Here is a 15,634-nt window from a genome sequence, read left to right on the forward strand (position 1 = left end):
CGCGGCGGCAGGGGTGGGGCGGCGACCTGCGAGGGCTGCCGGGCTGGGAGCGGCAGGCCGGCTCGTCTCCGGAGCGGTCTGGCCTGCTGTTTCGTCGGATTTCTGACTGTCTGTCACCGCTAAAAGTCTTTCACTCGATGGATGGCAGTTTGCGAAGCCCGCGCCGCCACTTAATTCAGGGTGAACGAATTGATCGTCACCCGGTCATTCGGTTGCCCATCGTCCGCCCCGGAAGCAATGCCCCGGGATGCGATGGACTCCACTACGTCAAGACCTGACGTTACCTTACCCATTATCGTGTAGCCGCCGGTTTCCTGCGTTATCGCCGAATCCTTGTAAACGATGAAGAACTGTGTGCCGTGGCTGTCGCCGTCAGCTCCGCGGGCCACGGCAATGCTGCCTGCCGGGTAGAAACCATCCTCCGGCGTGTTCTCCACCGGCCCCCAAAGGAAGTCCTGATCGGCCTTGCCGTCACCGTTCTCGGAACCGCACTGCAGCACACCCATTTGCTCGGTGGCCGTCAGGCGGTGGCAGTCCTTGCCGTCGAAGTACCCGTCATCGGCGAGGGTCTTGAACACTGCTGCAGCCTGCGGGGCTGCATTACCGTCCAGCTCCACTCCCACCTCGCCCTGGCCCAGTGCCAGTGACCCGGTGAAGGTCCTGCCCTCTGCCAGCGACTTATCCGGGATCTCCCTCGGCAGCCCCGAAGCGGCCTGTTCCTTCACCAGTGCCAGTTCCTCGGCCGTGGGGTTGGAACTGAACCAGCTGATCTGCAGGGAGACGGCCAAGGCCAGGACCACGGCCGCAGCGGCACCCGCGAACAGGTTGTCCCGTTTCCGGCGCTGGGTCCGCGACGCGTCGAACGCCCGGCGGGCCTGGATCCGGGCCACCCGGCGCCTGTCTTCGCGGTTGGTGCGGTTTGCCGCCACCGTTGCCTCCTTGAGCAGGGTCGGGCCTCCCGGGTCCGCGCCCTGGCAGAAACGCGGTCTGCATCCAAGAGGCTAAAATGAGTGCCGCACATAGTTTACGCACGTCAGCGTGTGCATTTCTGTTTCGGCCGGGAGCGCTGCTGCCCGTGCCATCGCCCAGCTAAGGAGTTCGCCACCATGGCACGCAAGGCCTCACTGTCCGGTTTCCCCGAATGGCTACCGCAGGAGCGCCTGGTTGAACTCCATGTCCTGGACGTGCTGCGCCGCACCTTTGAACTGCACGGCTTCTCCAACATTGAAACGCGTGCGGTGGAGACGGTGGGCCAGCTGCTGCGCAAGGGCGAAATCGACAAGGAAGTCTACGCACTGAGCCGGCTGCAGGCAGAAGAGGGGGAGGCCTCCGGCAAGGAGGATCCGAACCAGCTGGCCCTGCACTTTGACCTGACCGTGCCCTTTGCCCGGTACGTGGTGGAAAACGCCGGCCACCTCTCCTTCCCGTTCCGCCGCTACCAGATCCAGAAGGTCTGGCGCGGGGAGCGCCCGCAGGAAGGCCGGGCCCGCGAGTTCACCCAGGCGGATATTGACGTGGTGGGCGACGGCGCGCTGCCGTTCCGGTACGACGTCGAGCTGGCGCTGGTCATCGCTGAGGCGCTCGGTGCCCTGCCCATCCCCGAATTCAAGATCCGGGTCAACAACCGCAAGCTTGCCGAAGGCTTCTACCGCGGCATCGGGCTGGAAGACACCGCCGGGGTGCTGCGCAGCATCGACAAGCTGGAGAAAATCGGCGCCGAAAGGGTTGCCGAACTGCTGCAGGAGGAACTCGGGGCCACCCCGGAGCAGGCAGCCGCTGCCCTGAAACTGGCCTCCATCCGCGCCGAAGACGTCTCCTTCGTGGATGAGGTCCGTGCCCTCGGCGTCAGCAACGAGCTGCTCGAAGAGGGACTCGGCGAGCTGGCGGAAGTCATCAGGGAAGCATCCCGGCGGGCACCGGGCCGGGTGCTGGCAGACCTGAGTATTGCCCGCGGCCTGGATTACTACACAGGTACCGTGTACGAAACTGTCCTGGTGGGGCACGAGGCGCTGGGATCCATCTGCTCCGGCGGCCGCTATGACGCGCTGGCCAGCAAGGGCAGCAGGACCTTCCCCGGTGTGGGCCTGTCCATCGGTGTCACCCGGCTGGTCATGCGGATCCTCAGCCAGGACTTCGCGCAGGCCTCACGCAGCGTACCCACCGCCGTGCTGATGACCCTGGCCACTGACGAGTCCTGGTCCGCAGCCCAGGACACCGCTGCGCAGCTGCGCGGGAGGGGGATCTCCGTGGAGGTTGCGCCCAAGGCGGAGAAGTTCGGCAAGCAGATCAAGTACGCGGACCGCCGCGGCATCCCGTTTGTCTGGTTCACTGCCGAAGACGGAAGCCATGAGGTGAAGGACATCCGCTCCGGCGAGCAGGTGCCCGCCGATCCGGCGCTGTGGACCCCGCCGGCCGAGGACCTGACGGTGACGGTTGCCCCGGCCTAGAGCCAGCGGCCCGAAGGACGGGCGGCCGTTCCGGTAGGTAATGGCCGCCCGCACCTTGGGAGACGCCCCACCCTGGGAGACGCCCCGCATCCTGGGTGCAGCCGCGGAGTTTAACCGCGCGGTTTAGCCGCGGGACGGCGGGAAGCCTAGGCTTAAAGCATGCCTACCACTCCCGCACTTTCCTCCACCCCGCCCTGTGCCGAGCTGCATCTGCACATTGAGGGAACCCTTGAACCGGAACTGATTTTCGAGCTGGCCGGGCGCAACGGCATCACCCTGCCGTATGCCTCACTGGAGGAGCTGAAGGCACGCTACCGGTTCACTGATCTGCAGTCCTTCCTGGACCTCTACTACGCAAACATGGATGTGCTCCGTACAGAGGCCGACTTTGCCGATATGACCCGCGCGTACCTTCGCCGCGCGGCAGCTGCCGGTGTGCGGCACGTGGAAATGATGATGGACCCGCAGGCGCATCTGGTCCGTGGCATACCGCTGGAAACCTCCGTACGGGGCGTTTGTGCCGCCCTGGCCGCCAGTGAGGAGGAGTTCGGGATCTCGACCGCGCTCATCGCCGCGTTCCTGCGGGACCGCCCGGCAGAAGAGGCGCTGGACGTTCTGGAGGAGCTGCTCGCCATGGAGGCGCCCATCATCGGCATCGGGCTGGACTCCGCGGAGGTGGGCAACCCGCCCGAAGCCTTCATCGGGCTGTACCGGCGGGCCCGGGAGGCCGGCCTGCGGACCGTTGCACACGCCGGGGAGGAAGGGCCTTCGCACTACATTGAGCAGGCCCTGGACCTGTTGCTGGTGGACCGGATCGACCATGGCATCCGCTGCCTTGACGATCCGGAGCTGGTGCAGCGCCTGGTGCATGAGAAGATCCCGCTGACCATCTGCCCGCTGTCGAATGTGCGGCTGCAGGCGGTGGACAGCCTTGCTGCGCACCCCCTGCCGCAGATGCTGGAACACGGGTTGAACATTTCCGTGAACTCCGATGATCCGGCGTACTTCGGCGGCTACGCGGATGACAACTTCCGGGCCGTGCAGGAAGCCTTCGGACTGGACCGGGCGCAGCTGGGCCTGCTGGCGGCGAATTCCATCGAGGCGTCCTTCGCCCCGCCGGGACGCCGGGCGGAACTGCTGCACGAAGTGCGCCGCTGGGAGGCCGCAGGCGCCTAGAGGGTCGGGTCCGGCTTGGTGGAACGCGGCCGGCGGAAGCTGAGCCGCACCACCAGGCCGGCCACGAGGATGATCAGCATCAGCGAAATGGACAGCGGCGGAAGCGCCAGCGCCAGCAGGAGTGCCCCGGCCGTGCCCGCAACGTTCAGCGCACGGGGAGCGTACCGGCTCCGGTCCTTGAGCATAAAAGCGCACACCGTGGTGATGGCGGCATAAAACAGCAGGGCGAACGAGGCCATCCCGATCAGGCCGTCCAGGTCCCCGATCAGCACCAGCACAATCACCACGGCGGCGCCCGAAATCTCCGCAGCCCAGGGGATATCCGACCCGGCGCGGCCCGGCCGGCTCCGGCCGAACAGGGAGGGGAGGTCACGGTCCGCTGCCATGGCGGCAGCAGTCCGGCCCGCCGATTCCAGCAGTACCCAGATCCCGCCCAGCGCCGCGGCCGCAGCGGCCAGCACAATGGCCCCGGTCCCGACGTTTGCGCCAACGCTTTGCAGGGGCTCCAGCAGCGGGGCGGGTTCCGCTGCCAGCGCCGCCGGCCCGTAGTAGGCCAGCAGAGACTGCCCCATCAGCAGATACAGGACAAACGAGACGGCAATGGCAGCCGGGATGGCCAGTGGGAGGTTGCGGGAGGGATTGCGCACACCCTTGCCCAGGGTGGCGAGCTTGGTGTAGCCGGAGAAGAGGAAGAACAGCAGGCCGGCGCCCTGCAGCATCCCTGCCGCGGACGGCTCAATTTCCGCACCGACCCGGACCGGCTGGTTGGGCGCCTCGTTGAAGAGAACCACCACCGTAAAGGCAAGGATGGCGAAAACGAACGCCAGGATAAAACGGGTGGCCCAGTTCCCCCGGTTCACGCCTGCCAGGTTCACCGCGGACATCAGGACGACGGCGCCCACAGCCCCGGCAACCGGATGCTCGGGGACAATATAGGCGCCGAACGCCAGGGCAAGGACGGCGGTGGAAAGCAGCAGCCCCCATAGCAGGGTGAAGCCGGAGAAGAAACCGCTGTAAGGGCCCAGCAGAATCCTCGCGGCCGTGCGGGCCGTTGCGTCCCCGCCCCGGTCTTCGGGGAGCCGGCGGGACACCGCCCGGCTGAGCTGGAACGTGGACATGGCGCATAGCAGCGCCACGAAAGCGGCGATGCCTAGCGAGAGCGCGAGGGCCGGCCCCGCGGCGGCTGCGGCGGGGGAGAAGGCGACAAATGCACCTGCACCTACGATGGATCCAATGCCGGCAGTGGTGGCATCAAAGCCGCCGAGGGGAACGCGCGGCTGGGTGTTGCCGGACAAATGACCTTCCAATCGGTAGGGACTTGGCAGGGTGGGGGGTGGTTCACCGGTAAACTCTGAAGGAGACAGTGTATTCACAATGGGCGGAAACAATGGTTTCCGCAAGTTTTTCGAAAGGACAGCTGTGCTGCGCACTCATGCCCTTGGTTCCCTGAGGGCCGAGCATATTGGACAGACCGTTACTCTTGCAGGCTGGGTCGCCCGGCGGCGCGACCACGGCGGTGTTGCCTTCCTTGACCTGCGCGACGCCTCCGGCGTGGCCCAGGTAGTGGTGCGTGAAGAGGATGTCTTCCACGGACTGCGCAACGAGTACGTCCTGCAGATCACCGGCACCGTGCAGAAGCGGCCCGAGGGCAACGAGAACCCGGCGCTGGCCACCGGAGAGATTGAAGTCATTGCGGACAAGACCGTCATCCTGAATACCTCGGATCCGCTGCCCTTCCAGATCGATGAGCACGTGGAAGTTGGCGAAGAGGCGCGCCTGCGCCACCGCTACCTTGACCTGCGCCGCCCGGCACCCGCCGCAGCCATGCGCCTGCGCTCCGAAGCCAACCGGGTTGCCCGCGAACTGCTGCATGATGAAGGTTTCGTGGAAATCGAAACCCCCACGCTGACGCGTTCCACCCCGGAAGGCGCCCGTGACTTTGTGGTCCCGGCACGCCTGGCCCCGGGTTCCTGGTATGCCCTGCCGCAGTCCCCGCAGCTGTTCAAGCAGCTGCTGCAGGTGGGCGGTTTCGAAAAGTACTACCAGATTGCCCGCTGCTACCGGGATGAGGACTTCCGCGCGGACCGCCAGCCGGAGTTCACGCAGCTGGACATCGAGGCCAGCTTCGTTGAGGAAGACGACATCATTGCCCTCGGCGAGCAGATCGTGAAGTCGCTGTGGAAGCTGATCGGCGTCGAGATCACAACGCCGATCCCGCGCATGACCTACGCCGATGCCATGGCCCGCTACGGCTCGGATAAGCCGGACCTGCGGTTCGGCCTGGAGCTGACCGAACTCACCGAGTTCTTCAAGGACACCACCTTCCGCGTCTTCCAGGCCCCGTACGTGGGTGCCGTGGTGATGCCGGGTGGCGCCTCCCAGGCCCGCCGCACGCTGGATGCCTGGCAGGAATGGGCCAAGCAGCGTGGCGCGAAGGGCCTGGCCTACGTGCTGGTCCAGGAAGACGGTACGCTGACCGGCCCCGTCGCCAAGAACCTCACCGACTTCGAGCGGGAGAACCTGGCGGAAAAGGTGGGCGCCAACCCGGGCGACTGCATCTTCTTCGCTGCCGGCGACAAGAGCGAGGCACGTGCCCTGCTGGGCGCCGCCCGCGTGGAGATCGGCCACCGCACCGGTCTGATCGATCCCAAGGACTGGGCGTTTGTTTGGGTGGTTGACGCCCCCATGTTCGAGCCTGCCTCGGCAGCAGTAGCTGCCGGCGACGTAGCCGTGGGCGGCGGGGCCTGGACGGCCGTGCACCACGCCTTCACCTCGCCCAAGCCCGAGTTCATGGATACCTTCGACACGGATCCTGAGTCCGCCCTGGCCTACGCCTACGACATTGTCTGCAACGGCAACGAGATTGGCGGCGGTTCCATCCGTATCCACCAGCGGGACGTGCAGGAGCGTGTCTTCAAGGTGATGGGCCTGAGCCAGGAAGATGCCCAGGAGAAGTTCGGCTTCCTGCTCGAGGGCTTCAAGTACGGTGCCCCGCCGCACGGCGGTATCGCCTTCGGATGGGACCGCGTGGTGGCCCTGCTGGCCGGTACCGACTCCATCCGCGACGTGATCGCGTTCCCGAAGTCCGGCGGCGGCTACGATCCGCTGACCGCCGCTCCGGCACCGATCACCGCCCAGCAGCGCAAGGAAGCCGGTGTGGACTTCAAGCCGGAGGCCAAGAAGGCCGAGGAGAAGAAGGCTGACGAAAAGAAGGCCGACGAAAAGAAGTAGGACGCAGCACTGCGTACGTGCCCGGCCCGCCATTGGCGGGCCGGGCACTTCTTTTTTGTACGCGTTCTCCCGTGCACTGCACTGCCGGCACTGCACTGCCGGCCGCCAGCGGGTCCTTGCCCGGTGCCGGACCGGGGTAACCGCTAGAGTTTGCACATGAGAGATCGCTGGTTCAAGCAGGTGGATGTATTTGGCACCCGGCCCTATCTGGGTAACCCGGTGGCCGTGGTGCTGGACGCGGACGGGCTCTCCGAGTCCGCCATGGCCGCGTTCGCTCGGTGGACCAATCTGTCCGAGACAACGTTCCTGCTGCCGCCCACCCAGAGTGAGGCGGACTACCGGGTGCGGATCTTCACCCCGGGCGGAGAGATTCCCTTTGCCGGCCACCCCACCCTGGGCAGCTGCCACGCATGGCTGGAAGCCGGCAACACCCCGCACTACCCGGGCGTGGTTATCCAGGAGTGCGGCGTGGGACTGGTGACGCTGCACGCCTCGGCGGGGATGGCAGCCTTCGGTGCACCTCCGCTGATCCGCTCCGGAGACCTGGAGGACTCCGTGCTGGCCCAGGCCACAAAGGCGCTCGGGCTCAAGCCGGAACAGGTGAAGGCTTCGAACTGGATAGATAACGGTCCCGGCTGGCTCGGCCTGCTGTTGTCCGACGCCGAGACTGTCCTGTCCCTCAAACCGGACGCCGCAGCCTTGGGCTCCCTCGCGGTGGGAGTGATCGGTCCGCAGCGCGACGGCGGTGACACGGACTTCGAAGTCCGTGCCTTTGCCCCCGGCCACGGAGTTCCCGAAGACCCGGTCACTGGAAGCCTCAATGCCGGGCTGGCGCAGTGGCTTATTGGCGCGGGCCTGGCCCCGGACCGGTACACCGTTACACAGGGAACCGTGCTGGGACGCGACGGGCTGATCCGAATCTTCTCGAGGGACCGGAAAATCTGGATTGGCGGGGAAACCGCAACCTGCATCGACGGTACCGTCCGGATCTAGCCGCTATATGTTCACTCTTGGTTCACTGCAGCACGCCGTCGTCGGTGCCCCGATGGCGGGCGGACCGTCCACGCCCGCGCTGGCCGCCGCCGTCAGCAACGCGGGCGGCCTGGGTTTCCTTGCCGCCGGGTATAAAAGCGCGGAGGCGACGGCTGCTGAAATCAACGCCGTACGGGAGCTCACCGGAGGCGGCGGCGCCTACGGCGTCAATTTGTTTGTGCCGGATACGGCTAACACGGCTGCCGCCGGCACCGCCGGAAACCTGGCCGCAGCGCTGGCTTACCGGACGGAGCTGGCCGGCAGGTACCCTGCGGACCTGCTGCCGATGCCGGACCCCGCGGATACCGACGGCTGGGAGGCCAAGCTGGACCTGGTCCGCAGGCTGCAGGTCCCGGTGGTCTCCTTCACGTTCGGGCTGCCGGGCCGGGACATCATCGCGTCACTGGCCGAGGCTGGCACGGCCGTGGCGGTCACTGTGACCGCAGCCGCCGAAGCCGAGCTTGCCGTCGCGTCCGGAGCACGCATCCTCTGCCTGCAGGGCCCGGACGCCGGCGGCCACCGCGGGAGCTTCGACGCTGCTGCGGATCCCGGGGGCCAGCCGCTGCTCGAGCTGGTCCGGACTGTCCGCGGCCTGTTGGACAGTGGACATCTGGGAAGTGCGCAGCTGGACGGTGCGCAGCTGGACGGTGGACAACGGGGAAGTGCGCAGCTGGACGGTGCACAGCTGGACGGTGCACAGCGGGACAGTGCGCAGCTGGACAGCGGACATACGGGGGCCCGGACGGAACTGATCGCTGCCGGAGGCATCAGCACGGCCCGGGATGCCCGGATGCTGCGCGATGCCGGAGCGGACGCCGTCCAGGTTGGCACCGCCCTGTTGCTTAGCCCCGAAGCGGGCACCGCTGCCGTGCACCGGGCGGCCCTGCAGGACCCGCAGTTTGCCGCCACGGCGCTGACCCGGTCCTTTTCCGGCCGCACTGCCCGCGGGCTGGCGAATAACTTCATGGCCGCGTATCCCCATGCCCCGGCCGCCTACCCGCTGGTCAACCAGATCACCAGGACCATCCGGGCCCGCTCGGCCGCCGCCGGGGATCCGCACGGGACCAGCCTTTGGGCCGGAACCGGCTGGCGGAGCGCGGCCGCCGAACCCGCGGCAGCAGTGGTGCAACGGCTCGGCTGGAACTCCTGACGTAAGGGGAGCCCCGGCTAGGGCAGGGTGATCCTGACCAGTACCGAGCAGGCGTCCCGGGCAGCCCGGGCCAGGACGGCGGCCTTCGGGTCGGGAACGTCCAGGGGGCGCAGCCGGGGGAGTCCGGCCCAGCGGGAAAACGCCCGTTGTCCGGCCACCAGATCGGCCAGCGTCCGGTCCCCGCCGGTCACCACGTACTCAGGCTGTGTGCCTGCAAAGATGAGCCCCGCCTGCTCCGCCGCTGTGGCGGCCAGGGCTTCAGCGGCATTGGCGCGCCGGGCATTGGGGGATCCTGCTTTCGAAGCCGTCAGCCTGCCCTCGCGGGCCACGCCCACGGCATAGCCGCCGCGGCGCACCAGCACCAGGCCCACGGTCCGTGCCTGTGCAGCCAGGGAGGCCAGGCGTTCCACGTCGTCGGCTCCCCGCCCCGGACGTCCGTCCGCGGGCCACGGCGCGTACAACCGGGCCCGCGCGCCGGAGGCAGCCTGCAGGGAGAAACCGTCGTGTTCCGGCACGAGGCCGATCCCGCCCTGGGCCGCCCCGAACCGCTCCACCCAGCCGGCCAGCCGTTCGGCGGTGACATAAACGGTGCGCGAGCCAGGCATGGCGGAGTCTGCTTTCAGCCGGCGGGGGGTGGACCAGCTCAGGTTACGGCACGAGTAGCCTTGAAGCGTGAATGGTTTGCCGGGGAATGATTTGTTCAGCGCTGACGGGGACGACGAAGAGTACGACGACGCCGGGTCCCCGGGAGCTGTCCGGCTGCGGCCGCGCAGCCCGCTGGCCGTGCGGATGCGCCCGCGCACGGTGGACGAGGTGGTGGGACAGCAGCACCTGCTCGGACCAGGCTCGCCGCTGCGGACGCTGGCGCAGTCCGCAGACGAACGCAACCCGGCCGGACCGTCTTCGGTGATGCTCTGGGGCCCGCCGGGGACCGGAAAGACCACGCTGGCCCATGTGGTTGCACGCGGCACGGGACGCAAATTCGTGGAACTCTCTGCCATTACGGCCGGAGTCAAGGACGTGCGCCGGGTGATGGACCAGGCCCTGACAGATCGGGACCTGCACGGTGTCACCACCATCCTCTTCCTGGACGAGATTCACCGCTTCAACAAGGCCCAGCAGGACGCACTGCTGCCGGCCGTGGAAAACCGCTGGGTGGTCCTGATGGCGGCCACTACGGAAAACCCGTCCTTCTCCGTGGTGTCACCGCTTCTCTCCCGTTCCCTGCTGCTGACCCTGAAGCCGCTGACCGAGGCGGATATTTCCGCCCTGCTTCTGCGTGCCGTGGAGGATGAACGCGGACTCGCCGGGCGGGTGACCCTCAGCGGAGAGGCACTGGAGCACCTGGTCCGGCTGGCAGCGGGCGACGCCCGGCGCGGGCTGACCGCACTGGAGGCCGCGGCAGGTGTCGCCTACTCGGAGCGCGACCAGGACACAGAGGTTCCCGAAGTTACGCTCAAGCACGCGGAAGAGGCCCTGGACGTCGCGGCACTGCGCTATGACCGTGCCGGTGACCAGCACTATGACATCACCAGCGCGTTCATCAAGTCCCTGCGGGGCTCGGACGTCGATGCCGCGCTGCACTATCTGGCCCGGATGCTGGAATCGGGGGAGGACCCCCGGTTCATTTCCCGGCGCCTGATCATCTCAGCCTCCGAGGATGTTGGCATGGCGGATCCAACGGCGCTGCAGACCGCCGTCGCCGCGGCACAGGCGGTTCAGCTGATCGGCATGCCCGAAGGCCGGATCATCCTGGCGGAGGCCGTGGTACACATTGCCACCGCCCCCAAATCCAACGCCGCCTACAACGGCATCAACGCGGCAATCGCCGATGTGCGGGCCGGGCGCGGCCAGGGGGTCCCGTCTCACCTGCGGGACGCCCACTATCCCGGCGCCAAGCAGCTGGGCCACGGCAAGGGCTACAAATACTCCCACGACGCCCCGCACGGTGTGGCCCGGCAGCAGTACGCGCCGGATGACCTGGTGGGACGGAACTACTACGAGCCCACCGGCAACGGCGTGGAACGCGACATCTCGGCACGGCTGGAACGGCTGCGCGGAATCATCCGGGGCGAAAAGCCCTGACCGGGACGGCGGTACGGCCGTGTTAGCATTGATGGTTGACTGGCAAGCCCAAACACCGGCCCCCTCTTCCCCGTAGTGAAAATTATGGCGGCAGCGGTGCGTCCGGAGTCCGGGTCTGTAGCAGACGGCAGCGGTTGGCCGGAGCTCTCCCACATGGAGGCCAGCATATTTCGCAGCAGTCACAGCAGGGATTTATTTCTGCCGTGGCCAAACCGCCAAACAGTGAAAGGTGAACGTGGCTAACAACACACGTGCACGCCGTCAGGCCCGCGCTTCGCGCGCCCTCGGCATTGCTTTGACCCCCAAGGCAGCAAAGTACTTCGAGCGTCGGCCTTACCCCCCGGGTGAGCACGGCCGCGCCCGTCGCAAGCAGGACAGCGACTACGCCGTACGTCTGCGCGAAAAGCAGCGTCTGCGCGCCCAGTACGGCATCCGCGAAGCACAGATGACCCGTGTCTTCGAAGAAGCCCGCCGCACCGCAGGCCTGACCGGTGAAAACCTGATCGAACTGCTCGAAATGCGTCTCGACGCACTCGTGCTGCGTGCAGGCTTCGCCCGCACGATCGCCCAGGCCCGCCAGCTGGTTGTGCACCGCCACATCCTGGTTGACGGTGCCCGCGTGGACCGCCCGTCCTTCCGCGTTTCCGAAGGCCAGCTCATCCACGTGCACCAGCGCAGCGAGACCATGACGCCGTTCCAGGTTGCCGCAGCCGGCGCCCACCGCGACGTCCTGCCCGCCGTTCCGGGTTACCTCGATGTTTCCCTGGACAAGCTGCAGGCACGCCTCGTGCGTCGCCCGAAGCGTTCGGAAGTCCCCGTGACCTGCGAAGAGCAGCTCGTGGTGGAATACTACGCACGCTAATAACGGGACTATCCCCGTTTACTGAACAGCCCGCGGCCCCGTGCCGCGGGCTGTTCCGTTATCCGGACCCCTTGCACGCCGTGGCGCATGCGGCAAAAGTAAGTGCCGCAGCGCTGCAGTAGGTAAGGTACTTATGGCGGAACCAGCCGAGTTCTGTAAATCATGAAAGTTTTTTCCGAAGGAGTCCCATGTCGGGTGGAGATATAGCCGGTCTGATTGCAGCGGGCGTGTTTGCCGTGCTGGTTGCGTTGCTGGCCGTGCCCGTCTGGAAACTCGGGAAGGTTTTCGATGAGATGCGCGGTGCCATCCGAACCCTCAGCGAGGAGACCACCCCGCTGATTGACGAGGTCACCACCACGGTGTCCACCACCAACCTGCAGCTGCAGAAGGTGGACGGCATTTCCTCGAATGTCTCCGATGCCTCGGCCAACCTCTCCGCCCTGTCCTCCCTGGTGGCAGCCACCGTAGGATCGCCGCTGATCAAGGTCTCGGCGTTCAGCTACGGCGTGCGTTCCGCCATCGCCTCCCGCCGGAGCAGCGGCCGCCGCAGCCGCTAGCACGCAAGCACATCCCCACAGATCAGGAGCCAGCCATGATTAAGCGCGTATTTTGGATGTCCATCGGCGTCGCTATCGGTGTGATCGCCGTCCGCCGGGTTTCGGAAACCAAGACCAACCTGAAGCAGGCCGGGATCAACCGTGCCGTGGACACTGCCGCGGATGCGGTGCAGAGCTTTGCCGAGGCCCTGCGCGAAGGCATGAGCCAGCGCGAGGGAGACCTGCGCGCCGCCCTGGGCCTGGACACCCCCGACTCGGCCGTTGACACCATGCGGACCGTCCGCCGCTAAGCCGCGGCACCAGCAGTACCGCACGACGCCCCATCTGCCGTGCGAAACCAGAATTACCGGAAGGGTATAGAAGCACCATGAAGTCCCACGAGATTGCACGCCGCTGGCTGGATTACTTCAGCTCCAAGGGGCATACGGTGGTGCCCTCGGCGTCACTAGTCTCCAACGATCCCTCGCTGCTGTTCACCGTGGCAGGCATGGTGCCCTTCATCCCTTACCTCACGGCCCGGGAAAAGGCGCCCTACAGCCGCGCTACCAGCGTGCAGAAATGCATCCGCACCGCGGATATCGAGGAAGTGGGCAAGACCGCCCGCCACGGCACGTTCTTCCAGATGGCCGGCAACTTCTCCTTTGGCGACTACTTCAAGGAAGAAGCCATCACCTACGCGTGGGAGCTGCTGACCTCCGACGTCGAAAAGGGCGGTTTCGGCCTGGACCCCGAGCGTCTCTGGGTCACTGTCTACGAAGACGGCGAGGAGCGCGACGACGAGGCGCGTTCGATCTGGCGCGACAAGATCGGTGTCCCGAACGAACGCATCATCGGCACCGGCAAGGCGGACAACTATTGGAACACCGGCCAGGCCGGCCCCGGCGGCCCCTGCTCGGAGATCTACTACGACCGCGGACCGGCGTACGGGCAGGAAGGCGGCCCCGCCGTCGATGAGACCCGCTACATCGAAATCTGGAACCTGGTCTTTATGCAGTACCAGCTCTCCGCCGTCCGGTCCAAGACCGACTTCGACGTGGCCGGCGAACTGCCGCAGAAGAACATCGACACCGGCCTCGGCCTCGAGCGCCTCGCCATGATCCTCCAGGGCGTGGAGAACATGTACGAGACGGATCAGGTCCGTCCGGTCCTGGACAAGGCCGCCGAGCTTTCCGGCAGGACCTACACCAGCGCCGAAGACCCCTCGGATCCGCACCACACCGATGACGTGCGCATGCGCGTGGTGGCCGACCACATCCGTTCGGCCCTGATGCTCATCTCCGACGGTGTCAGCCCGTCCAACGAAGGCCGCGGCTATGTGCTGCGCCGCCTGATCCGCCGTGCGGTGCGCGCCATGCGCCTGCTGGGCGTGGAAACGGCCGTCCTGCCTGAACTGCTGCCCGTCTCCCGGGACGCCATGAAGGGTGTCTACCCCGAGGTGGAAGCCGACTTCGCCCGGATCAGCCGCATTGCCTATGCCGAGGAAAAAGCGTTCCTGCGCACCATTGCCTCCGGCACCGAACGCCTGGAGGAAGCCGTAAAGGTCTCCAAGGCCGCCGGCACCCCGCTCAGCGGCGAAGAGGCCTTCGCCCTGCACGACACCTACGGATTCCCGATCGACCTCACCCTTGAAATGGCGGAGGAAGCCGGGCTGAAGGTTGACGAGGCCGGCTTCCGGTCGCTGATGTCCGAGCAGCGCAAGCGCGCCCAGGCCGATGCCCGCGGCAAAAAGCACGGCCACGCGGACCTCTCCGTCTTCAACGAAATGCTCGCGGCCGGAAACACCGTCTTCACCGGGTACGACGAGCTGAGCACCGAGTCCAAGGTGCGCGGCATCATCTCAGGCGGTTCCCGCGTGGAATACGCCGGCCAGGGATCGGAAATCTCCCTGGTCCTGGACGAAACCCCGTTCTACGCCGAAGCCGGCGGCCAGGCGGCTGACACGGGCCTGATCACCGGTGATGGTTTTGTGCTGGAAGTGCAGGACGTCCAGCGTCCGGTCAAGGGTTTGAGCGTGCACAAGGCGATTGTCCGTGAAGGCGAAATCGCCGCCGGCGCCAACGTGCTGGCCGCCGTCGACGCCCAGCGCCGCCACGAGGCGGAGCAGGCACACTCCGGCACGCACATTGTGCACGCCGCCCTGCACCAGATCCTCGGCCCGGAGGCGCTGCAGCGCGGTTCCTTCAACAAGGCCGGCTACCTGCGCTTTGACTTCTCCTGGGGCGAGGGACTCTCCGACGCCGCGAAGTCCGAGATCGAAGAGGTCTCCAACCTCGCGATCCGCAGCAACTACCAGGTCGAGACCAAGATCATGTCGCTCGACGAAGCCAAGGCACTGGGCGCCACCGCACTGTTCGGGGAAGCCTACGGCGACACCGTGCGTGTGGTGGAGATGAACGGCGACTGGTCCCGGGAACTCTGCGGCGGCACGCACGTGGCGTCCACCTCCCGCATCGGCAGCCTGACACTCCTGGGCGAACAGTCCGTGGGATCGGGCAACCGCCGGGTCGAGGCCTTCGTGGGCATGGACGCGTTCCGCCACCTGGCCGCCGAGCGGGCACTGGTGAACGAACTCTCCGAAATGCTCAAGGTTCCCTCCGTGCAGCTGCCGGACCGCCTGGCCGCCACCCTGGCCAAGCTGAAGGCGACGGAGAAGGAGCTCGAGAAGCTGCGCCGTGAGCAGCTGGCCGCCTCCGCAGCCGCGCTGGTCGGCACCGCGGCAGACGTGGACGGGGTCCGCCTGCTGGCCCACAACGCCGGCGAAGTTGGCGGCGCCGATGACCTGCGCACCCTGGCCCTGGATCTTCGTTCCCGGCTCGGCAGCGAACCCGCTGCCGTTGCCGTGGCCGGGGTGTCCAACAACCGGCCGGTGGTCATTGTGGCCACCAACGAAGGCGCACGCGCTGCCGGCGTGAAGGCCGGAGCCCTCGTCAAGACCGCTGCCGGCGTGCTTGGCGGCGGCGGCGGGGGCAAGGATGACGTCGCCCAGGGCGGCGGCTCCGATGCAGGCAAGATCGCGGAGGCCCTCACGGCGATCCGCGGGGCCGTGGCCGGGCGAAGCTGACTTGTCCGGTGCTGCGCCCCCCGCAGGGGTCAA

General features: G+C 66.9%; 13 protein-coding genes. 10 read left to right on the forward strand and 3 right to left on the reverse strand.

What is annotated here, in order from left to right; translation table 11 throughout:
- Positions 1–170: 170 nt before the first annotated feature.
- Positions 171–929, reverse strand: coding sequence for a peptidylprolyl isomerase (locus AC5RVB_RS15230; RefSeq protein ID WP_494143064.1), 759 nt, complete (start codon positions 927–929; stop codon positions 171–173).
- A 177-nt stretch (positions 930–1,106) separates the two neighbouring features.
- Between AC5RVB_RS15230 and hisS the strand changes: the two genes are divergently transcribed.
- The gene (gene hisS / locus AC5RVB_RS15235) at positions 1,107–2,447 is read left to right on the forward strand and encodes a histidine--tRNA ligase (protein ID WP_227927739.1); all 1,341 of its coding nucleotides are present in this window, start codon (positions 1,107–1,109) and stop codon (positions 2,445–2,447) included.
- Positions 2,448–2,606: 159 nt separating this feature from the next.
- Positions 2,607–3,623: an adenosine deaminase gene (locus AC5RVB_RS15240; RefSeq protein ID WP_494143065.1), complete on the forward strand. Its 1,017-nt coding sequence runs from the start codon at positions 2,607–2,609 to the stop codon at positions 3,621–3,623.
- Here the strand turns inward: AC5RVB_RS15240 and AC5RVB_RS15245 are convergent.
- On the reverse strand, positions 3,620–4,918 hold the full coding sequence (locus AC5RVB_RS15245) for an APC family permease (protein WP_290244988.1): 1,299 nt from the start codon (positions 4,916–4,918) through the stop codon (positions 3,620–3,622). The two genes, AC5RVB_RS15240 and AC5RVB_RS15245, sit on opposite strands and share 4 nt — an antisense overlap.
- Positions 4,919–5,042: 124 nt before the next feature.
- Here AC5RVB_RS15245 and aspS point away from each other — a divergent pair, with 124 nt between their 5' ends.
- From aspS to AC5RVB_RS15260, 3 genes are all read left to right on the forward strand, one after another.
- Entirely contained in the window at positions 5,043–6,854 is a 1,812-nt protein-coding gene (gene aspS / locus AC5RVB_RS15250) for an aspartate--tRNA ligase (RefSeq protein ID WP_227927742.1), read from the forward strand.
- A 156-nt stretch (positions 6,855–7,010) separates the two neighbouring features.
- Positions 7,011–7,847 carry a PhzF family phenazine biosynthesis protein gene (locus AC5RVB_RS15255; protein WP_227927743.1) on the forward strand — a complete coding sequence of 279 codons (837 nt, stop codon included), beginning with the start codon at positions 7,011–7,013 and terminating at the stop codon, positions 7,845–7,847.
- Positions 7,848–7,854: 7 nt separating this feature from the next.
- Complete coding sequence (locus AC5RVB_RS15260; protein WP_494143066.1) at positions 7,855–9,036, forward strand: nitronate monooxygenase; 1,182 nt, start codon at positions 7,855–7,857, stop codon at positions 9,034–9,036.
- Positions 9,037–9,053: 17 nt separating this feature from the next.
- Here the strand turns inward: AC5RVB_RS15260 and AC5RVB_RS15265 are convergent, their stop codons facing one another.
- Positions 9,054–9,641 carry a Vms1/Ankzf1 family peptidyl-tRNA hydrolase gene (locus tag AC5RVB_RS15265; protein ID WP_227901750.1) on the reverse strand — a complete coding sequence of 196 codons (588 nt, stop codon included), beginning with the start codon at positions 9,639–9,641 and terminating at the stop codon, positions 9,054–9,056.
- Positions 9,642–9,708: 67 nt separating this feature from the next.
- Here AC5RVB_RS15265 and AC5RVB_RS15270 point away from each other — a divergent pair, with 67 nt between their 5' ends.
- The 5 genes from AC5RVB_RS15270 to alaS all read left to right on the forward strand — a co-directional run bounded on the left by AC5RVB_RS15270 (position 9,709) and on the right by alaS (position 15,601).
- Positions 9,709–11,121, forward strand: a complete 1,413-nt coding sequence (locus AC5RVB_RS15270; protein ID WP_227901751.1) for a replication-associated recombination protein A — start codon at positions 9,709–9,711, stop codon at positions 11,119–11,121.
- Between the two features lie 235 nt (positions 11,122–11,356).
- Positions 11,357–11,983 (forward strand): 30S ribosomal protein S4, encoded by a 627-nt coding sequence (gene rpsD, locus AC5RVB_RS15275; protein ID WP_146361840.1) that lies wholly within the window; start codon positions 11,357–11,359, stop codon positions 11,981–11,983.
- Positions 11,984–12,171: 188 nt separating this feature from the next.
- Positions 12,172–12,540: a DUF948 domain-containing protein gene (locus tag AC5RVB_RS15280; RefSeq protein WP_494143067.1), complete on the forward strand. Its 369-nt coding sequence runs from the start codon at positions 12,172–12,174 to the stop codon at positions 12,538–12,540.
- A 38-nt stretch (positions 12,541–12,578) separates the two neighbouring features.
- The gene (locus AC5RVB_RS15285; protein ID WP_341482196.1) at positions 12,579–12,830 is read left to right on the forward strand and encodes a hypothetical protein; all 252 of its coding nucleotides are present in this window, start codon (positions 12,579–12,581) and stop codon (positions 12,828–12,830) included.
- Positions 12,831–12,907: 77 nt separating this feature from the next.
- Positions 12,908–15,601 (forward strand): alanine--tRNA ligase, encoded by a 2,694-nt coding sequence (alaS, locus tag AC5RVB_RS15290; protein ID WP_494143068.1) that lies wholly within the window; start codon positions 12,908–12,910, stop codon positions 15,599–15,601.
- Positions 15,602–15,634: the final 33 nt, after the last annotated feature.

This window comes from Arthrobacter sp. Y3225209 (assembly GCF_059090685.1).